This is a genomic window from Corallococcus sicarius, assembly GCF_003611735.1.
GTDB lineage: Bacteria > Myxococcota > Myxococcia > Myxococcales > Myxococcaceae > Corallococcus > Corallococcus sicarius.
The window spans coordinates 18,166-38,900 of sequence record NZ_RAWG01000016.1; the positions used below are offsets into that span (position 1 = coordinate 18,166).

The 20,735-nt window shown below is 67.8% G+C and carries 15 protein-coding genes; 13 read left to right on the plus strand and 2 right to left on the minus strand.

Translation table 11 applies throughout. The annotated features are described in order from the left end of the window. Positions 1–151: 151 nt before the first annotated feature. From D7X12_RS04135 to D7X12_RS04150, 4 genes are all read left to right on the plus strand, one after another. Positions 152–496 carry a DUF6310 domain-containing protein gene (locus D7X12_RS04135; protein WP_439329345.1) on the plus strand — a complete coding sequence of 115 codons (345 nt, stop codon included), beginning with the start codon at positions 152–154 and terminating at the stop codon, positions 494–496. Further along, entirely contained in the window at positions 493–1,248 is a 756-nt protein-coding gene (locus D7X12_RS04140; RefSeq protein WP_120623962.1) for a DUF5953 family protein, read from the plus strand. The genes D7X12_RS04135 and D7X12_RS04140 overlap by 4 nt, the downstream gene beginning before the upstream one ends. Positions 1,249–1,466: 218 nt before the next feature. Then, a complete protein-coding gene (locus tag D7X12_RS04145; protein ID WP_158619955.1) occupies positions 1,467–3,368 on the plus strand; it encodes a M4 family metallopeptidase in 1,902 nt (633 codons plus the stop codon). Positions 3,369–3,520: 152 nt separating this feature from the next. Then, entirely contained in the window at positions 3,521–4,723 is a 1,203-nt protein-coding gene (locus D7X12_RS04150; protein WP_120623964.1) for an FAD-dependent monooxygenase, read from the plus strand. A gap of 6 nt (positions 4,724–4,729) precedes the next feature. Here the strand turns inward: D7X12_RS04150 and D7X12_RS04155 are convergent, their stop codons facing one another. Then, positions 4,730–5,215, minus strand: a complete 486-nt coding sequence (locus D7X12_RS04155) for a VOC family protein (RefSeq protein WP_208718808.1) — start codon at positions 5,213–5,215, stop codon at positions 4,730–4,732. Positions 5,216–5,313: 98 nt separating this feature from the next. Between D7X12_RS04155 and D7X12_RS04160 the strand changes: the two genes are divergently transcribed. The 4 genes from D7X12_RS04160 to D7X12_RS04175 all read left to right on the plus strand — a co-directional run bounded on the left by D7X12_RS04160 (position 5,314) and on the right by D7X12_RS04175 (position 14,252). Next, entirely contained in the window at positions 5,314–6,996 is a 1,683-nt protein-coding gene (locus D7X12_RS04160; protein ID WP_120623965.1) for an NHL repeat-containing protein, read from the plus strand. Positions 6,997–7,204: 208 nt separating this feature from the next. After that, positions 7,205–10,276, plus strand: a complete 3,072-nt coding sequence (locus D7X12_RS04165; RefSeq protein ID WP_244224337.1) for a serine/threonine-protein kinase — start codon at positions 7,205–7,207, stop codon at positions 10,274–10,276. A gap of 20 nt (positions 10,277–10,296) precedes the next feature. Next, on the plus strand, positions 10,297–11,568 hold the full coding sequence (locus D7X12_RS04170; RefSeq protein WP_120623967.1) for a PEGA domain-containing protein: 1,272 nt from the start codon (positions 10,297–10,299) through the stop codon (positions 11,566–11,568). A gap of 11 nt (positions 11,569–11,579) precedes the next feature. Beyond that, complete coding sequence (locus tag D7X12_RS04175; protein WP_120623968.1) at positions 11,580–14,252, plus strand: DUF4215 domain-containing protein; 2,673 nt, start codon at positions 11,580–11,582, stop codon at positions 14,250–14,252. Positions 14,253–14,378: 126 nt separating this feature from the next. Here the strand turns inward: D7X12_RS04175 and D7X12_RS04180 are convergent, their stop codons facing one another. Next, on the minus strand, positions 14,379–14,768 hold the full coding sequence (locus D7X12_RS04180; protein ID WP_439329346.1) for a transposase: 390 nt from the start codon (positions 14,766–14,768) through the stop codon (positions 14,379–14,381). Between the two features lie 645 nt (positions 14,769–15,413). Here D7X12_RS04180 and D7X12_RS04185 point away from each other — a divergent pair. From D7X12_RS04185 to D7X12_RS04205, 5 genes are read left to right on the plus strand one after another with little or no spacing between them, the layout of a single operon-like run. Further along, a complete protein-coding gene (locus D7X12_RS04185; RefSeq protein WP_279637143.1) occupies positions 15,414–16,112 on the plus strand; it encodes a DUF6484 domain-containing protein in 699 nt (232 codons plus the stop codon). Positions 16,113–16,122: 10 nt separating this feature from the next. Next, the gene (locus D7X12_RS04190) at positions 16,123–17,418 is read left to right on the plus strand and encodes a TIGR02270 family protein (RefSeq protein ID WP_120623970.1); all 1,296 of its coding nucleotides are present in this window, start codon (positions 16,123–16,125) and stop codon (positions 17,416–17,418) included. 13 nt (positions 17,419–17,431) lie between these two features. After that, complete coding sequence (locus tag D7X12_RS04195) at positions 17,432–18,556, plus strand: DUF2169 family type VI secretion system accessory protein (RefSeq protein ID WP_120623971.1); 1,125 nt, start codon at positions 17,432–17,434, stop codon at positions 18,554–18,556. After that, positions 18,553–19,617 carry a hypothetical protein gene (locus D7X12_RS04200; RefSeq protein ID WP_120623972.1) on the plus strand — a complete coding sequence of 355 codons (1,065 nt, stop codon included), beginning with the start codon at positions 18,553–18,555 and terminating at the stop codon, positions 19,615–19,617. Before D7X12_RS04195 ends, D7X12_RS04200 begins: the two co-directional genes overlap by 4 nt. Beyond that, entirely contained in the window at positions 19,617–20,717 is a 1,101-nt protein-coding gene (locus D7X12_RS04205; protein WP_120623973.1) for a PAAR-like domain-containing protein, read from the plus strand. The genes D7X12_RS04200 and D7X12_RS04205 overlap by 1 nt, the downstream gene beginning before the upstream one ends. Positions 20,718–20,735 lie beyond the last annotated feature (18 nt).

Consider the following 20,735-nt stretch of genomic DNA (forward strand, 5'->3'; position numbering starts at 1 on the left):
CCGGCGTCAGTCCACTCGCGGTGTCCTCTCCTTCATCCGCTCCTTCCTGGCCGCTGCCTCAAGCCCCGCGCTCGCGGGGCAGGCCTGGCAGCCCCCAGCGCCGCCTGTGCCCGTGGACCCGACGGGCCGTGCCAGTTGCGAGCCTGTTCCAGTGCCGCACGCGGGCGAGGACGACCCGCATGATGAATGCGCCGACACGTTCCCGCCCAACCGTTACCCTGGAATGGACGTGTTCGTGGGCGGCGTGCGCTTCGATGCGCTGCAAGTCGGTGTGCCCAGACTGTGGGAGATCAAGACCCATCAATTCGACTTGTACAATGACTTTGTCCAGAACCGGGAGATCGAGAAAGAAATTGAACAGCTGGACAAGAAACGAAAAGCTGCGGCGGCATGCGGACATGGCTTTGTCGTTGGGCTAAGCACTCAAGTGCACAAAGATGCGCTGGCCCAAGTGGATCAGCCCCTGAATGTTGTCATTACGGGATGCAAGCGATGACCAAGAAAGAAAGACTCGCCTTCATCGTCTACGCGCCTGCGCTTGCGGGCAAAGACCGCCGCGCAATTGATAGCGTTCATGGGATGGAGAAGGCGCTTCCCGGGTTGCGCCTGGAGTGGCAGATCTCCAAAAGCGGGCGCCCTATCGCATTGCCGCAGCGTGACGCATGGATCATGGATAACATTGACGACGGAGGATTCCCGCTCGTATGCAACGGGGACGAAAATTACCCCGTGACCGTCTGGGGAAGGGAGAACTCGGGACTCTTCAGCGCAGGCGGTCAGGACCAGTTTGAGGTGCACGCGAAACTGCCCCTGGACGGACCTGTGATCGCGTCAGCGGCGGCTGTACTTGAGGGAGTGGCGGAAGGAGCTCGTGCGCAATGGGGCCGAGCGACGCCCTACGCTGCTGCGGTGGACATCGCGTATCAGACTGCCCCCACGCCGGAAGGGCCGCCATCCCCACGCCGGGGATTGCCCGCCCTGAAGCTCTTCAAGCACATCCGCGCGCCTGAGATTCCCTATTACCTTGGGTGGCTGAATTACTGGTCGGCCGCTACCGCGAAGGCCATCGGATTCCCAGACCCGGCGCGTGATGCGGACCTGCTCTCACGTTCGCGGCGCACGGCATCGGGCGGCTGGGTCGTGCAGCTCACGGATGCCCCCCTCGACCTGGACGACCCCGCACACCTGGACGCGCTGCTGCGGGCCTACGAGCGCTTCCCGGAGATCGGCGGGCGGTCACCAGGTTGATGCCTGTCCGCCTCAGGCGGTGAATGCTTGCAGGACTGGAAAGACTTCGGAGTAAAGCGAGCAGCCCGCAGATTGGTTTGCATTGATTTCCATTGTGGCGGCTCCCTTGATTCGACCGGAACCTGACCGTTCCGTCCGGCAAGGGCCTGCCCGCTGACGCACCCGTTCGCGGATGGGCGCATTGTCGTTTCCCACTCCTTCCATGGATGCGGCCTCACATGCGAACCCTGAAACGCTTTCCTCGTCTTGCACTCGCAGGCCTCCTGGCCTTCCAAACGTCCTGCCAGGGATTGGATGAAGATGTCGTCATCTCCAACCTCCAGGTGGTGAGCACCGACCCGGCCCACGTGCCCACGTTCGCCAATGGGAACTTCGGCCAGCTCCGCCTGGGCGCGGAGAAGCGCACCGAGGAGGCGGAAGTCAGGGCCCTGCGCCCCACCCTCGCCGCGCTGGAGAAGGTGTTCCGCGTGGACCCCACCGAGCTTTCCTTCAAGCAGGTGGTGGCGGACAACATCGGCGACCGGCACTTCGTCTATGAGCAGCGCAAGAACGGCATCGAGGTCGTGGGCGGCGTGCTCGTCCTCCACACGCGGAGCGACGTCGTCTACGCGGTTCACGGCAACGCGCGTGCTGACCTTCCCGCGCCGCGAGACGCCCGGCTCTCCGCCGATGACGCCATCACACTGGCGAAGAAGGACTCCGCCCACGTTGTTCAGCTCAGGGTCGAGGAGCTCCCGCGCCGGGCCTACTGGCCCTCGGGGGACACGCTGGACCTCGTGTACCGGGTGAACGTGATGGGCTTGAGCCAGGAGGGCGGGCCGGTGGATGACGAAGTGATTGTCAACGCCATGAGCGGGGCGATCGTCCAGCGGATCTCGAACATCCATACGCTCAAGAACCGGGAGGTGCACGACGCCCTCCACGCCACGAGCGCGGCGGGGCTCCCGGGGCCCACCATCCGGGCGGAGGGAGGCCCCCTGTCCTCCGACGCCGTGGTCAATACCAACTACAACATGCTCGGCACCGTCTACGACTGCTACCAGAGCGTCTTCGGCCGGGACTCCTATGACAACGCGGGGGCCCCGCTCGTGAGCTCGGTCCACTATGGAAACAACTACGCGAACGCGGGCTGGCTGAACTCGAAGAAGCAGATGATCTATGGAGATGGCGACGGCGTGACGTTCGGCCCCATGACCGATGCGCTGGACGTGACGGCCCACGAAATCACCCATGGTCTCACTGCCGCCACGTCCACCCTGATGTATTACGGCGAGCCGGGCGCCCTGAATGAGTCGATGTCCGACATCATGGGCAGTGTGTGCGAATGGTACCGGAACGGCCGGGTGGTGACCGCCAATACCTGGAAGTGCGCGGAGGACATCTATACACCCGGCACTCCCGGCGATGCCCTTCGCTACATGAACGACCCCAAGGCAGATGGTCAGTCGATTGACTACTTTGATTCAACCTTCAGCCAGTTCACCGACGTCCATCTCAGCTCGGGGATCCCGAACCTGGCGTTCCACCTGCTGTCCGTGGGCGGGCGACACCCACGCAATCGCTCCACCATCACCGTGCCTGGAATCGGCATCGCCAAGGCGGCCCAGATCTTCCACCGGGCCAACACCGTGATGCTGCTCGGCAAGTACTTCACCCATTTCGCCGAAGCCAAGATCGCCACCGAGCAGGCCGCCGCGCAGCTCGGGTACAGCGCGAGTGACATCGCCGCCGTGACCGCCGCCTGGCAAGCCGTGGGCGTGGGGACGAACCAGCTCGTCGCCAACCAGGGCCTGACCCTCGGGCAGGGCGTTTCGTCCATTGACGGCCGGTTCACGCTCGTCCTGCAGGGCGACGGGAACCTCGTCCATTACCGGAACGGCTACTCCAGCCTGTGGACGGCAAACACGTGGGGCATGGGGGCGAAGTCAGCGTTCATGCAGTCCGACGGCAACTTCGCGGTCTATTCCACGACCGTCCCAACGGCTGGCTACGCGGTCTGGTCCAGCAACACCTATGGGCATCCGGGCGCCTTCCTCACCGTGCAGGATGACGGCAACGTCGTCATCTATGACAAGGATGGTGTCACCGCGCTCTGGCACACGGGCACCTACGGCTACTGACGCACTTGTTCACTCCCGTGCGTGGTTGTGTCTGATTGCGACCACACCCTCAGCCCCGGGAGCATCCCCGCCGTCCTTCTGTCCTGGCGCGAATGTCTCTTCGCGCCTGGGAACAACTGCTGATTCCCCTCCGGCTCCGTACCTGGAACGACATGAAAATCGTCTGTGTCGGCGGTGGGCCGGCGGGGCTGTACTTCTCCATCCTGGCGAAGCTGTCCCGGGAGAAGCACGACGTCACCGTCCTCGAACGCAACGCCCCGGGGGTGACATATGGCTGGGGCGTCGTGTTCTGGAACGACCTGGTGGACGACCTCTACCGGAACGACCCGGTGAGCGCTCGGGAGATCGCGGAGGCCGCGGCCCGCTGGGACACGCAGGAGGTGTACCTCCGCGGCGAGCTGGCCACCCGCGTGGGCGGGGATGGCTTCAGCCTGGGACGCGACCGGCTGCTCGACATCCTCACCCGCCGGGCGGGGGGACTCGGGGTCGACATCCGCTACCAATGCGAGGTCCAGGACCTGTCCGCGTACGCGGATGCGGACCTCATCGTCGCCTGCGATGGCGTCAACAGCGGCCTCCGCCTCCAGCACGCCCCCCACTTCCAGACCCAGGTCGAAGAGGGAACGAACAAGTACATCTGGCTGGGCACCGACAAGGTGTTCGACGCCTTCACGTTCGCGTTCGAGCAGCCACCCGCCGGGTGGATCTGGTTCCATGCCTACCGCTTCAACACGGAGACCAGCACCTGCATCATCGAGTGTCCGCAGGCGACCTGGGAGGCCCTGGGCTTCGGCAAGCTGGGGCCGGACGAAACGCTCCGGCGCCTGGAGGACATCTTCAAACGACGGCTGGCGGGCCATTCCCTGTTCAACCAGCTGCGCGGGCTGGGCAAGGCGCCGTGGCTGAACTTCAAACGCATCCGCAATGAGCGCTGGTACCACGACAACATCGCGCTCATGGGCGACGCCGCCCACACCACCCACTTCTCGATTGGCTCCGGCACGAAGCTGGCCATCCAGGACGCCATCGGGCTCGCGCGGCAGCTGCGCGAACACACCGACCTCCCCACCGCGCTCAAGGCGTATGACGAAGAGCGGCGACAGGCCCTGCTCGCCATCCAGCTCGCGGCGCGCAGCAGCGCCGAGTGGTTCGAGAACGTCCCCAGCTACGTGAACCAGAGCGCGCTCCAGTTCGCCCATACCCTGCTCAACCGCCGCGGCAGCTCGGCGTGGAGCTACCTGCTCCTCCTGGCCAGTCAGCAGTCGGTCCTGAGAGGAGTACTGCGCGGGCTCCACTCCTCCAGGAGGTGGGTGCGTTCACGCCAGCGCGGGAGCGACGGGGCCCGGCCGGCGTAGCCTGGACTACCGGCCGTCCGCCGCCTGCTTCAGCGTGGCGAGGTCCAGCTTCACCATGTTCTGGACGGCCTGCATGACCCGGTTCGAGCGCTCCGGGTCCCTGGCATTCAACAACTCCGGCAGCACCGTGGGGACGATCTGCCAGGACAGCCCGAAGCGGTCCTTGAGCCAGCCACACGCCACCGGCTTGCCTCCGCCCGCCGTGAGCTTGTTCCACAGGTCGTCGATCTCCTCCTGCGTGTCGCAGTTCACCGACAGCGAGATGGCCTCGGTGAAGGGGAACACCGGCCCACCGTTGAGCGCGGTGAACCGCTGCCCCGCGAGCTGGAAGTCACACGTCATGACCGACCCCTTCGGGCGCGGCCCCGCGTCTCCGTAGTACGTGAGGGCCAGGATCTTCGAGTCCTTGAAGACGGACGTGTAGAAGCGCGCCGCCTCCTCTGCGTTGTCGTTGAACCACAAGAACGTGACGATCTTCTGGATGTCGGCCATGGGAGACCTCCTGGGGAGACGGGTCGCACGCACACCAGCCTGCCTCGGCCCAGGCGTCCAGTGGTCACCGATGCGATGGCCATGACATAAGACAGACCATGCGCATCCACCGTCTCTGTCTCCTGGGTCTGTTCACGCTGATGGCCGCGTGCGGCGGAGAGACAACGCCCTCGCCCCCTCCCCAGACCTTCCTCGTGGGAGGCAGACTCAGCGGGCTGGATGGCACGCTCACCCTCCAGCTCAACGGCCGGGAGCAGCTCACCCTCGCTGCGGATGGGCCGTTCACGTTCGAGACCCGGCTGGAGGACCGCACCGACTACTCGGTCATCGTGACCGCGTCGCCCCCAGAGCAGGAGTGCACCGTCGAGGACGGCGCGGGAAGGGTGACCGGCGAGGACGCCGGCCCCGTGCTGGTGCAATGCGCGGCGCGGACGTATTCGATTGGCGGCACCGTGGAGGGCCTGGCCGGGACGCTCACGCTGGGACTCGGCGATGAGACACTCCAGGTCACCGGCAACGGCCGCTTCGCCTTCAAGAGGCGGCTGCCCCGGGGCGGCGCCTACGCCGTCAGCGTGGTCTCACTGCCCACCGGCCAGCGCTGCTCCGTGAGCCGCGAGCAGGGAACGGTGGCGGGCAACGTGGAGGACCTCTTCGTCCGCTGCGTCCACTGGTACGCGCTGGACCGCTTCCAGGCGGCCCGGACCGTGGTCGGTCAGGTGGACTTCACGAGCAACGAGCCCAACCGGGATGGCCCCGCGGGCCCTGCCACCCTGGCGGTCCCCTGGGGCAACCCGGCGCTCGCGGGCGGGCGGCTCTATGTGTCGGATCAGGGCAACCGTCGCGTCCTCGGCTTCGACGGAGTGCCCACGACGAGCGGCGCGGAGGCGATGATCGTCCTCGGCCAGCCCGACTTCGTGACCACCAACACCGGCGCCGGACAGGCCGGGCTCTCCGGCCCCGAGGGCCTCTCCAGCGATGGGAGCCGGCTCGCGGTCACGGACCCGGACAACAGCCGCGTCCTCCTCCACGCCCCGCTCCCCGCGAGCGTGCCCACGCTCGTCGTCGGGCAGGCGGGCTTCGAGGGCGCCAGCCGCATCGACTGCGACAGCCAGACGCTCCAGGGCCCGGAGGACGTGTTCGTCGGCCACGGGAAGCTCGTCGTGGCGGACAGCGGGCACAACCGCGTCCTCGTGTGGAACACGCTCCCCACCACGAACGGAGCGCCCGCGGACCTCGTGCTCGGGCAGGGCTCCTTCACCACCTGCACCGCGAATGACGCGAACGGCGACCGGGTGCGGGACGCCGCCCCCTCCGCCGCCACCCTGTGGACCCCCACCGGCGTGTGGACCGATGGGACCCGGCTCGCCGTGGTCGACTTCGCGAACCACCGCGTCCTCCTCTGGAACACCTTTCCCACCACGAACGGACAGCCCGCCGATGTCGTGCTCGGCCAGCCGGGCTTCACCTCGCGGCAGCCCTCCACCTCCGCGTCCGGGATGAACGCGCCCTACTTCGTCACCTCCACCGGCCTGCAGCTCTTCGTCGCCGACAACCAGAACCACCGCGTGCTGGGTTGGAATCAACTCCCCCAGACGAACGGCACCCCGGCCGACCTCGTGCTGGGACAGGCCGACTCCAACTCCGCGCGGCAGGTCGATCCAGACACCTCCGCCCCGAGCGCCCGGAGCCTCTCGCGCCCCAGCGGCCTGCTGCTGGCGTGGCCCCACGTCGTCGTCCCGGACGCGGGTAACAACCGACTCCTCGTGTTCGAGAGTCATTGAGCACTCGGCTCGCCTGCCTGCCCACCAAGGACAAACCAGACACGCCTGCCTGGGGGGCGTGAACTATCCGCGCTTCAGTGTCCGTGTATGATTCCGGCCCGTGGTGACACGACCGGGGGGGCGCGCCCAGGATTCTTCCGTGAACCGGAACTGAGTGCCTGGGTCGCTCCCCGTGGACGTGCACGCGTCGCGGGAAGAGTGGCCGGACATGACGAAGAACGAAGCAGGTGCCATGCAGTGGACTCCCGCCGCGGTGGGGGCAGCGGGCATGGCAGGAGACCTGTCGGACCGGACGCAGGCGGCGGACGTGGAGTCCCTCTTCGGGGCCGCCCCGGTGGAGTCGCCCACAGGGCCCCCCGGCACCACGTCCTCCACCTCGTCAGGCATCTCGTCGTCGGGCATCTCGTCGTCGGGCATCTCGTCGTCGGGCATCTCGTCGTCCACGTGGGATGGACCGTCGAAGCGCGGGACGGGTGATGCGTCGGCGGCGGGCAACGGGCCTCGGCCCGGCCTGCGCCTTCAGCACTACGAGCTCATCCGCGAGCTGGGCAGCGGCGGCATGGGCACCGTCTACCTCGCGCGCGACGTGCGGCTGGGCCGCCGCGTGGCCATCAAGTTCCTGCACAGCGAGGACGCCGACATCACGCGGCGCTTCATCCTGGAGGCCCGCGCCACCGCGCGCTGCAGCCACGAGAACATCGTCATCATCTACGAGGTGGGCGAGCTGGGCGGCAGCCCCTTCATGGTGCTGGAGTTCCTCCAGGGCCAGCCACTCAACAAGGTGCTCGGCAAGCAGCGCCTGCCTGCCGCGCGCGCGGTGGAGCTGATGGTGCCGGTGGTGAAGGCGCTCGCGTGCGCCCACGAGCAGGGCATCGTCCACCGCGACCTCAAGCCGGAGAACATCGTCGTCACGGACTCGGGCGCCATCAAGGTGCTCGACTTCGGCATCGCCAAGGTGCTCCAGGGCAACGAGCCCGCGGAGGCCGCCCCCGCGCCCATGCCCCAAGGTCAGCAGCCCCGCCTGCACTCCGTGGAGGGGCTGGGCGAGGACGTGTCCAACCTCACCCGCAAGGGCGCCATCATGGGCACGATGGCGTTCATGTCCCCGGAGCAGTGGGGCATCGGCGTGCCCATCGACAACCGCACGGACATCTGGGCCGTGGGCCTGATGCTGTTCCGCATGCTCGCGGGCAAGCATCCGTTGGATCCGCTGCGCGGCCCGCAGCTGATGGTCACCGGGATGCTGGATGAGCCCATGCCGAAGCTGCGCAGCATGGCGCCGGACGTGCCGCAGGAATTGGCCGCCGTCGTGGACCGCTGCCTGCTCAAGCGCAAGGAGGAGCGCTTCCCGGACGCGGCCTCGCTGCTGCGCGCGCTGGAGCCCTTCCTCCCCGGCCGCTTCAGCCGCGAGCTGCGCGTGGACGAGAGCCCCTACGCGGGCCTCAGCTCCTTCCAGGAGGCGGACGCGGACCGCTTCTTCGGCCGCACCCGGGAGATCGCGGCCCTGGTGAACCGCATCAACGACCGGCCGCTGCTGGCCGTCGTGGGCCCTTCGGGCACGGGCAAGTCGTCGTTCGTGCGCGCGGGCCTGGTGCCCGTCCTCAAGCGCTCCGGCATCGCCTGGGAGGCGCTCGTCATCCGCCCCGGCCGCAACCCGCTGTCGGCCCTGGCGAGCATCGTCGCGCCGCTCTTGAGTTCGTCGACCACCATCGAGGACGACCTCCAGGAGCAGCAACGGCTGGTGGAGCGGCTGCACGCGGAGCCCGGCTACGTGGGCAACGTGCTGCGCAGCCGCGCCCGGCACGAGCGCCGGAGGATCCTCCTCTTCGTGGACCAGTTCGAGGAGCTGTACACGCTGGTGCCGGACGCGCGCGAGCGCCTGGCCTTCACCGCGTGTCTGTCCGGCATCGCGGACGACGCCACGTCGCCCATCCGCGTCATCCTCTCCATCCGCTCGGACTTCCTGGACCGGGTGCCGGAGGACGAGCGCTTCATGGCGGAGCTGGGCCAGGGCCTCTACTTCCTCACCGCGCCCCACCGCGAAGGCCTCCGGGACGCGCTGGTGCAGCCGGCGGAGCGGGCCGGCTACCAGTTCGAGTCCCCCGCGATGGTGGACAGCATGCTGGAGCACCTGGACGCCACCCAGGGCGCGCTGCCGCTGCTCCAGTTCGCCGCGACGCAGCTGTGGGAGGCGCGCGACACGACGAACCGGCTGCTCACCCAGGGCGCCTACGAGGCCATGGGCGGCATCGCCGGTGCGCTGGCGAGCCACGCCGACAGCGTGCTGGAGAGCCTGTCCCCGCAGGAGCGCACGCTGGTGCGCGCCCTCTTCCTGCGGCTCGTCACCCCGGAGCGCACGCGCGCCATCGTGTCGCTGGATGAGCTGCGCGAGCTGACGAAGGACACGGGGGAGATGCAGCGCCTCATCGACCACCTGGTGCAGGCGCGCCTGCTCGTGGTGCAGACCGGTGGCGGCGCCACGGGCGCGACGGTGGAGATCGTCCACGAGTCGCTGCTGCACAGCTGGCCCACGCTGCGGCGGTGGCTGGACGAGGGCCAGGAGGACTCGGCCTTCCTGGAGCAGCTGCGCAACGCGGCCCGGCAGTGGCAGGGCAAGAACATGGACCCGCACCTGCTGTGGCGCGGTGAGCTGGTGGAGGAGGCGCAGCGCTTCCAGCGCCGCTACCGTGGCGAGCTGCCCCGGTTGCAGCAGGACTTCCTCGCGGCGGTGTTCGCGCAGGCGAAGAAGGGCAAACGGCTGAAGCGGGCGTTGCTCATGGGCAGCGCGACGTTCCTGGGGCTGCTGGTGGTGGCCGCGGTGGTGGCGCTCGTCGTCATCCGCAACGCGCAGCAGGAGGCCGAGCGTCAGGCCCAGGCGGCCCAGGCAGCGGAGATCATCGCGCGCGCCGCGGCGGAGTCGGCCCAGAGCGCGGAGACGGAGGCGAAGCAGCGCCTGGCCGAAGTGCAGGCCAAGGAGCTGGAGCGTCAGAAGGCGCAGCAGGCGGCGGAGGAGGCCAACGCGCAGGTGGCGCTCGCGAACCAGGAGTTGCTCAGCAAGAACGACGAGCTGGGCTCCGCGCTGGAGCGCGCCCAGGAGGCGCAGCTGCGCGCCCGGTTCGCCAAGAAGCGCGCCGAAGAGAGCGCGGAGTCCGAGCGCGAGGCCCGCGAAGAAGCCATCCGCGCGGCGAAGAAGCTCTCCACGCTGCTGGACCGCGAGAAGGAACGCGTCCAGCGCCTTCAATCCCAGCTGGGCAGCCCGGTCATCGAGGTCCTGAAGTGAGAAGCATCGTGAAGAGGGTGATGAACAGGTCCAGGGTCGCCATCGCCGTCTCGGCGGTGCTGCTGACGTCGTGGTCCCTGCCCGCCGCCGCGCAGGATCCACAGCCCACGCGGCGGACGGGCACCGTGCGGAAGTCCGGTACCGCGAAGGCGTCAGGCACGGGGAAGACGTCCGGCGGCGCGAAGCGCGTCGGCACCTCGAAGCGGGCTGGCACCTCGAAGCAGGCCGGCACCTCGAAGCGCCGGGGCAAGTCGAAGGCTGGCATCGCACCGGAGCCCGCCCAGGACGCGCCCCTCTCCGAGTCCGTCCCCATGCCCCCGCCTCCCACGCCGCAGGCCGAGCCCAAGCAGGAGCAGGCCGGCAACGTGCTGGAGGCCACGGCGGGGCGCCCGTGGGCGGGCGGGGTGTCGAAGCAGGACCAGGATGCCGCGCTCGTGCAGTTCAGCGAGGGCAACGCCCTGCTCAAGGAGTCCATCTTCGTGCGCGCCGTGGAGAAGTACCGCCTGGCGCTCGCGCGCTGGAACCACCCGGCCATCCACTACAACCTCGCGCTGGCGCTGATGAACCTGGACCAGCCCCTGGAGGTGCACGAGCACCTCATCGCGGCGCTGCGCTACGGCCCGGAGCCGCTGGAGAAGGAGCGGTTCGAGTACGCCCGCAACTACAAGACCCTCGTGGAGAAGCAGCTCGCGCGGGTGGACATCTCCTGCGACGCGCCGGGCGCCACGGTGACGATGGACGGCAAGCCCCTCTTCGTGGCACCCGGGCGCTACGAGGGCCTGGTGCGCCCCGGCGCGCACCGCGTCGTCGCGGCACTGGAAGGCTACGTCTCCAGCGACCAGAACCGCACGCTGCTGCCCGGCGAGACCACGAAGCTTGACCTGAAGCTGTTCACCTCCGATGACCTCATCCGCTACAAGCGCCGCTGGTCCGCGGCCATGCCCTGGCTGGTGATGGGCGCGGGCGTGGCCGTGGCGGGCGGCAGCGGCTATCTCCACCTCCAGTCCCGCGACCGCTTCCGCGCCTTTGAATCCGGCATCGCCGAGTGCGGCGGCTGCGTGCCGCCGACGCAGGTCGCCGACCAGCGCTCCCAGGGCAACCTGATGCAGCGCGGAGCCTTCGCCGGGTACGCCGTGGGCGGCGCGGCACTCATCACCGGCGCGGTGCTGGCCATCCTCAATCAACCCCAGCCGTATCGCATCGACCCGGGCCAGGAGGAGGCGACGACCGTGGACGTCACCCCCCTTCTTGGCGGCGGCTCGGGCGGTGCCCTGGCCACGTTCCGTTTCTGAGAGGTCACCCCATGCCTCGCGTCTTCGCATCCCCGCTTCCCGGCGGTTCCTCCCTGGCGCGCCTGTGGGTGCTGCTGGCCGCGCCGCTGCTGCTCCTCTCCGCCTGCTTCGAGCCCGCGACCGTGGACTGCCCCTCGGGGCTCGTCTGTCCCGCGGGCCAGCAGTGCGCCGCGAAGCAGGACGTCTGCATCCCGACGGACTGTGGCGACGGCATCGTCCAGGCCGGGGAGGCCTGTGACGACGGCAACATCCTCGACGGCGACGGCTGCAACCGCACCTGTGCCTCCGGCGAGGTGTGCGGCAACAACATCGTGGACATCGCCCGGGGCGAGAAGTGTGACGACGGCAACACCGTCAGTGGCGACAAGTGCAGCGCCGACTGCTTCTCCAGCGAGGTGTGTGGCAACGGCATCCTGGACGTGGCCGTGGGCGAGAAGTGCGACGACGGCAACAACACGAGCGGCGACGGGTGCAGCGCCGACTGTCTGTCCAACGAGGTGTGCGGTAACGCCTACACCGATCCCACCAAGGAAGAGCGCTGCGACGACGGCAACACCGTCAGCGGCGATGGGTGCAGCGCCGACTGTCGCTCCCTGGAGAGCTGCGGCAATGGCTACCAGGACACCACCAAGGGCGAGCAGTGCGACGACGCCAACAACCTGAGCGGCGATGGGTGCAGCTCCGACTGCAAGTCCGACGAGACGTGCGGCAACTCCGTCATCGACACCGTCAAGGGTGAGATCTGCGACGACGGCAACAACGTGAGCAAGGACGGGTGCAGCGCGGACTGCCGCTCGTCCGAAGGCTGCGGCAACGGCGTCCGCGACGGCGAGGAGCAGTGCGATACCGGGGGCGAGTCCGCCACCTGCAACCACGACTGCACGGTGCGCGTCTGCGGTGACGGCGTCACGAACATGACCGCCGGAGAGCAGTGCGACACCCGGGGTGAGTCCGCCGCCTGCAACGCCAACTGCACGCTGAGCGCCTGTGGCGATGCCGTCGTGAACACCTCCTCCAACGAGCAGTGCGACAACAAGGGCCCCGTCAACAACAACCTCTGTGACGCCGACTGCACCATCGCCTTCTGTGGCGACGGCTACGCCAACAACATGGCAAACGAGGTGTGCGACACGCGAGGCAACTCGCTCACCTGCGACTCCGACTGCTCCCCGGCCGCCTGCGGCGACAAGTTCCTCAACACCGCGGCGAACGAGCAGTGCGACGACGGTCCGGCCTCGGCCGTCTGCGACATCGACTGCACGCCCGTGGCCTGCGGTGACAGCGTCACCAACACGGCGGCGAAGGAGCTGTGCGACGACGGCAACTCCAGCAACGACGACGAGTGCCTCGACAGCTGCAAGCCCAACGTCTGCGGAGACACCTACGTCAATGTCTCCGGCCCGAACAACATCGAGGCCTGCGACGATGGCAACACCGTCACTGAGCTGACGTGCCCCTACGGCACCGCGAGCTGCCAGAAGTGCAACAACACCTGCAAGACCGTCCTCAACCTCCTGGGCAACATCTGCGGCGACACCAAGGTGGACACCGCGAACGAGGCCTGTGACGACGGAAACATCGCCACCGAAGACGCCTGCCCCTACGGCACCGCGAGCTGCAAGGTGTGCCGGTTCGACTGCAAGGAGAGCCTGACGCGCGTGGGCAACGTATGTGGTGACAACGTCCAGGACCCGAACCCGGCGAACGAGGCCTGCGACGACGGCAACAAGACCACCGAGACCGTGTGCCCCTACGGCACCGCGAGCTGCCAGAAGTGCAAGGCCGACTGCAAGGTGGTTCTCGACCTCCAGGGCAACGTCTGCGGGGATGGCACGCAGGACCCGAGCACGGCGAACGAGGTCTGCGACGACGGAAACACCGACACCGAGACCTCGTGCGCCTACGGCACCGCGAACTGCAACGTGTGCCGCAACGACTGCAAGGCGCTCGTGCCGACCAAGGGCAACGTCTGTGGCGACAACGTGGTGGACCCGCTCAACGAGACCTGCGACGACGGCAACAAGACCACCGAGACCGCATGCCCCTATGGCACCGCGAGCTGCAAGCGGTGCAGCAACGACTGCCAGACCGTCCTCGACCTCCAGGGCAACGTCTGTGGTGATGGCATGAAGGACTCGAACGCCGCCAACGAGGTGTGTGACGACGGCAACACGCTGGCCTGCGGCTCCTGCAGTGCCGACTGCAAGGTGGCGACGCTGAAGGAGGCCACGGGCACCCTCACGACCACGGCGAGTTCAGGTCTGAAGGACGAGGAGACCTTCACCCTCAGCGACGGCATCAACCCGCCCGTCACCTTCGAGATCGACAGGAATAACAGCCTCAAGAACAGCGCCAATCAGGCTGTCGACGTCGTGAATGGGACCCCAGCGGAGCAGATCGCCGTGATCATCCGGACCGCGATCACTGGGGTGACTGCTCCCTTCGAGCTCACGGCATCGGTCGCCTCCGGAACGAACGTCGTGACCCTCACCCACAAGTTGAAGGGCTCGATTGGCAACCAGGCCTTGACCGAAACGGTCGCGGACCCGAACTTCAAGGTGCTCGGGATGAAGGGCGGCGGCGGCTTCGACTGCCCGCTGGACGCGGAGTGCGTGGGCAACCAGGACTGCGACCGCGAGCTTGAGCTGGTCTGCGGGGCCACCAGGACCTGCACGCCCCTGTAGCCACTCCTCCCGGGCCTCAGCGGCCCGCCGTCCCCGGCGGGCCGTCGCTGTCCAGGGCGGTGCGGGGATGGCCAGTGAGCTTGGCCCGATTCGGTGGCTCTCCCGCACTTCGTGTGGACCGTAGGTTCAGACGGTGAGCAGCACGCGACGACGCAGCCGGTCGAAGCTGGCGCGGCCATACATCTGACGCTTGAGAAGCTTGAGCTTTGTGATTTGGCCCTCGGCCTGGGCATTGCTCCAGAAAGAGGTCAGTGCAGCCCGGACGGCATCGCCGTCCTGTTCGAGTCCCTCCGCAAAGGTCTCCACCGCGCGCACTCCGCACGCGCGAGCCTCGCCCAGCCACGCTTCGAAGGACCTACAGGACTTCGTTGGCCTTGCTCCCTGTGAAACGCCTCGCGAGCGCACGAGCTCACAGAAGCGTCGAGTCAATGCGACGACACGCGCAGCTTCCTCGTCCTGCTCGATGCGCGCCAACGTCGCGGTCTCCGCGGAGGTCAGCTCGCAGGGCCTCTTCACGCACAGCCAGGCCAGTGTCAGGGGCCGGGTCAACGGACCGCATCCGGGTCGGCCAAGCGGATCGCGACTCCTGACCGCTCAGGGCTGGCCGCTTGCAGCCGGTTGCCCTCTGCCCGCGCGCAGAGGGAGGGTCAAGGGCGCAGAACCGTTCAGGTTTCGGCGTAGCCGACCCTTGACGCTCCCGAGCACGCGGGCTGGTCGGACTGATCGGGACTGCGATCCGAGGAGGTGACCCACGAGCGATCCGATGGGGCGGCCCATGACACCCTCCTCAGGCGCTCCCCGAGCGCCCTCCGCTTCGCCATGTCCATGGGCGAAGGCGGAGGGCAGGGAGTGTGCCGAGCGTCTACATGCAGCCGGCCACCTTGGCCTCGCTTCGGACTTGCAGCGCGGTTGTACTTTGGGTGTGGTCCTTCCACCGAGCACGCCTCATGCATTGCGAGTCAGCCCGGGCCGGTAGGGTTGCGATGTAGAGACAAGTGAGGCGGTTTGAATCGCTGCGCGCCATCGGGTAGTTCAGCCTCCGCGAGGGCCGGAAGCTTTACCCATTCACGCTGTCCATCCAGCGCCCTGTGGTTGCGTTTCGAGGAGGGGGGAGTCTCCATGAGTCACCTGTTACCTTTGCACGTCACCTCCCCCGAGGTGATGCTGGAACCTCTTTGGGAGAGTCGCCTGGGGCGCATCGTCGGGACGGACGGCGAAGGCCGGCCCGTGGTGGACTTCGACAGCAATCCGGTGGGCCCGCGCGTGGCACGCAAGGCCGTGCGGTTGGACGCAGAGGGAATTCAGGCTGCCGTCGAGTCACGTCAACCGGTGGAACTCCGCTTCGAGGAGGGAGACCCGCGGCTTCCCATCATCACCGCCCTGCTGCCCGTTGCTCCTCGGGCCTCACATCCGGATGCAATTCCGGGCGCGCGGGTTGAGGCCGCCGAGTCGCCCACTCACATCATCCAAGGCCGAGACGGGCTCGTGCTGCGCTGCGGGGACGCTGCCGTCACCCTGCTGCGCAACGGGAAGGTCTCCCTGCAGGGAACGTCCGTCGAGACTTCGGCGGAGGGCACCGTGCGCATCAAGGGCATGGCGGTTCAAGTCCATACGCCGGTCGCTCTGGATGCACGCGGGGGCCAGTCCGAAGCAGAAAGCCATCCAGCGGCATGTTACCGCTCTGGCGACGGCACGGCGGACATCCAGGTCATCCAAAGCAGGGAGAGCCTCGTCCTACGGTGTGGCAGGGCGCGCCTGACGCTCCTGCGCAACGGGCGAATCCTGCTGGAGGGGACCTACGTGGAGACGTGCGCTAAGGGCGTCGTCCGTCTCCAGGGCGGCTCCATCCAAATCAATTAGGGGGCGTGCCATGGTGTTGGAGGACGTGCTGGAAGAGCACCTGGACGAGGCAACTTTCAGGTGGCTGCAATGGGAGCGAGCCCTGGAGGCTCCGGACTTCACCCTCTCGGACGTGGCGAGACAGGAGGAGCAGTTGGCGGCACACCTGCATGGACTGGTGCTGGGCGGCGCGGAGGCCGCCGAGTCCTTGCTCTGGCCCGCCCTGGACTCCGGAGAAGCAACGCGAATCACCGCTGCCGCCTATGCGTTGCTGGGCCAGGGACACGTCCAGGCCCTCCTCAACTTCATGGCCGGTGACGCGCTCGAGGCGAGGGCGGCTGTCCGACGCGCGGTGGAGCTGACTGCGGCCCCCAACGTGGGTGAGCACCTGTTCCCGCTTCTGAGGCGGGATGACGCCTCCCTTCAGGCCCAGCTTCTGGAGGCGATGGCCTTCCGCCACGAAGCGCCTCCTGAATTGCTTGCGGAGTACTTCCTCCACGATGAGCCGCAGGCGCGGATGGCGGCGTTACGCGCCAGCCCGCCTCTTCCCGAGGCCACCCTGCGCCGGCTCCTCCCAGGACTCCTGGAGTCCGGGCACCCGGGGATTCGCGCCGCGGCGATGGAGGCGGGCCTCACCTCGGGCGCGCGGGTGGCCTGGGAGGCCTGCCGTCAGGCGGTGCGCGCGTGCAATGCCCACACGCCCCAGGCCATGGTGCTGCTCGCCCTTTTCGGAGCCGACACCGACACGGCCCTGCTGGTGGACATGTTGGGGGCGCGGGACATGCGCCCGCATGCCCTCTGGGCCCTGGGCTTCAGCGGGCGCCTCGGAGCCATGGAGGCCTGTCTCGCACTTCTGGAGGACCCCCTGGTGGCACGGCTGGCGGGGGAAGCCTTCTCGGCCATGACGGGCCTCCAGCTAGAGGGCCTCCATGCCCTCCCTCCCGGAGAGCAACCCGAAGGAGCGCCGCTGTCACCCGAACTCCAGGAGGACCTGGACGCCGACCTGGTGCCCAGACCCGAGGATGACCTGCCCTGGCCGTGCATTGGTGCGGTGAGGTACTGGTGGAAGGAGGCTCGCCCTCGCTTCCATGCTGAACGACGCTACCTGAACGGCCAGCCTCTCGAGGGGCCCGTGTTACTGGAGTCCCTCACGCACGGCCCCATGCGGCGCCGGCACGTGCTGGCGCGCGAGTTGGCCATTCGCAGCAGGGGCCAGCACCGCATTCCTACCCGGGCCTTCACCCAGCGCCAGTGGGCGGCATTGGCCCAGGCCCGCGTGGCCTGCGAGCAACTGAGACTCCTGCCCCTGGAGCGCACGCTGCGCTGACGCGAGGACCGCCATGCAAATCAGCGAGAACACCACGGGCATGTCCGCGGGCCTCACCGTGGCGACGGACGCCCAGGCCCGCGAGCACTGCGTCGTCGCCGTCAAAGGCACCTTCCTCATGGACAGCCGCGGCGAGCCCAAACTGGCGGAAGTGCAACGCCCAGTGGCGTACACGGACGAGCACCACGGGGCCCCCGAAACGACGAGCCTCCTCCGGGAGAATGACTTCGCATTGACGAAGCCCCTGGTAGACCTCCTCTTGCAGGGCCATGCCGTCGCACCCCACGGGCGCGCGACGGAAGCGATGCTGGTGCGGGTGGAGATGCCGGGCCGGCACAAGGACCTCCGCGTCACGGGGGACCGCTACTGGGACAAGGGGATGATGGGCGTGAAACCCACGCCTCCCCAACCCTTCGTCCGCATGCCCCTGCGCTATGAACTCGCCTTCGGTGGGGTAGACACCTCCCACCCGGAGCCGAAGCACCACGGTGCGGAGCTGCGCAACCCGGTCGGCAGAGGCTTCCGGCAGAACCCTCGTGCCGCGGATGCGGTGGGGACGCCGCTGCCCAACCTGGAGCACCCCCGGCACTTCCTCGACAGGTGGGAGGGGAAGACGGTGCCGGTGGGCCTGGGGCCCGTGGGCCGTGGTTGGCAGCCTCGCCTCGCCCACGCCGGCACGTATGACGAGCGCTGGCTGGCGGAGGACTACCCGTTTCTCCCTCGGGACTTCAACCCGCGCTACTTCCAGTGCGCGCCCGAGGACCAGCAACTGCCGGCCCTGCGAGGGGGTGAGGTGTTCCGGTGCCTGGGCCTGACCGAGTCCGGCCCCTGGGCAGTGACGCTGCCGCGCCTCCAGGTGCCAGTGGCTTTCCGCTTCCGCGAGTCCGACGTCAGCACGGAGGCACGCCTGGACACGGTGGTACTCGACGCGGATGCCCGCGAAGTGGTGGTGACATGGCGGGCCTCCGTGCCGCTGGGCAAGAAGCTCTCCCACCTTCGCGAGGTGCAGGTGGGCCTGCCACGCCCGAGCGTGAAGGAGGGGCCAGTGAGATACCTGCGCGGCAAGCCCTACTTTCGAGGGCTGGGTGCCCTGGTTTCCTGGAGGCAGCGCACGCGGCGGCCGGGAGGGCCGTCATGAGCGCCGCGCCCCTGTACGTCGCCGCCGCGGGCATGGCCTGCCCACTGGGCTTGAGCGCCGAGTCGGCTGGGGCCGCCCTGCGTGCGCGGATGAACCGCTTCAAGAGGAGCCGCTACCACGACGACGACGGAGCGCCCATTGTCCTTTCGGAGGTGTCGACGCTCACCCCCGAGTTGCGGCGTGAGGAACGCGTCCTGGGACTGCTGGGCATGGCGGTGGCAACCGCCGTGAGGGGCCTGGAGGAAGTCGAGCTCGCCCAACTGCCCTTGCTGGTGGGCACGTCAACCCCGGAGCGCCCAGGCGGTGTCCCGGAGGTGTTTCCCCGGGCACTCGAGCACCTTCAGCAGGCACACGGGCTTCGATTGGAAGGCAGCTTGTCTCGAAGCCTGGCCCTGGGGAATACGGCGGGACTCCAGGCGCTGGCCGAAGCCCGGCTCCTGCTGGCCCGTCACCCGCGGCTTCCCGGCTGCCTGGTGGCCGCGGTCGATGGCTTCATCAACGCCTCGAGTCTCGACGGACTGCTTCGGCAGGGGAGGCTGCTGCGCCCGGACAACTCGGATGGAGTGATTCCCGGGGAAGCCGCCGCCTGCCTCCTGGTGATGCGCAGTCCTCGTCGCGACGACGCATCCCCGCTGCGACTGGCGGGCCTCGGCTTTGGACAGGAGCGGGCCACGCTGCAGTCGGATGAACCGCTGCGCGGGTTGGGGCTGGCGCAGGCCTACCGGGAAGCCCTGGCCGAGGGGGGTGTGGACGTGGCCGAGGTGGACTTCCGCGTCGCTGACGCCTCCGGAGAGGGCTATGGCTTCAAGGAACTCTCCCTGGCCCTCTCTCGGCTGCTGCACACGCGCAGGGAGTCCACGCCGCTGTGGCTCTCGGCGGAGTCCCTGGGGGAGACAGGGGCGGCCTCGGGCCTGGTGGCCCTGGCCTGGGCCTCTGTAGCCATGCGCCACGGGTATGCGCCCGGCCCCCGGGCCCTCATCTCCACGTCCGACCTGGCCGGGGGGAGAGCAGCGGCACTGTTGCGCGGTCCTGACACGTACACTCCACGAGGGATGCCCTGATGAAGGTATTCGCCAATGGCAACGAGGTGGCCTGCGCTGACGGGGACGGGAAGGTGGTGGCGGCCTTCCCGGACGTGTGCATGAGCCCTCCCCCACCGCCAGCGGGGCCGGTGCCGGTGCCCTACCCGAACACGTCCTTCTCCCGCGACATGAAGCAGGGCAGCAAGCGTGTCACCCTCAACGGCAAGCCCATCATGTTGCGAGACCAGTCCTATTACGCGACGTCCCCGCTGGGGAACGAGGCCGCCACCCGTAACTTCGGAGCGGGCATCATCTCCCATCAGATGACGGGGAAGACCCACTTCATCTCCTGGTCGATGGATGTCCATTTCGAGGGCAAGAATGTCCCGAGGCATATCGACCTCACGACTTCCAATCACGGCAGCAACGCGAACAACGCCGTTCCTACCCCCAACCTCGCGCAGAGCGCCACGAGCAGTCCAGGCCAGGTCACCCTCAACGCCTGCCCGTGTTGCAACGGACCACTGCACGACAACCAGAAGGACCCGGTGACCGGACAGCCCTTTGAGACAGTGCCGGAGATGGAGTTCTACGGGCGTATCGCGCAATACCGGATGAATCGACGTGCGGACATGCAGCGCATTCTCCAGCGGATCGAGGAGGGCAGCATGCTGATGCTCCCCTGGATGAACAATCTCGACCCGAAGTCCGGCCTTCCCGTCAAGGACAACATCATCCGCATGGGAGACGAGTGCGAGCGCGACTTCAAGAAGCTCCAGAAACTCCGACAGAAGAACCCCAACTGCCCCAACGTGCACAACCCTCCGGACCAGGGGTGCGGTGTCCATTTCAAGGTCCTGCAGCCTGGGCTGGCAGGCGAGGCGAAGCACCCCACGCGCTGGGCGCGTGCTCGGGATCGGTCAATCAAAGAATGGAAGACGAAGGGACATGAAGTTCCAGATAATGACAAGGTAAACCACAAAACCCCAGCTGATGCAGGGGGCTGTCCTTTCTCTCTACAGAACCTTGTCCCCACCGCAGTTCTCAAAGATGAGTGTCTAGAAATCGAGAACACTCAGACTCGAATTCAGAACATGCTTCCCCCCAAAAACGACGAGCGCGCCAAAGTGTTCGGGTAAACCCATGCGTCCTCCCCA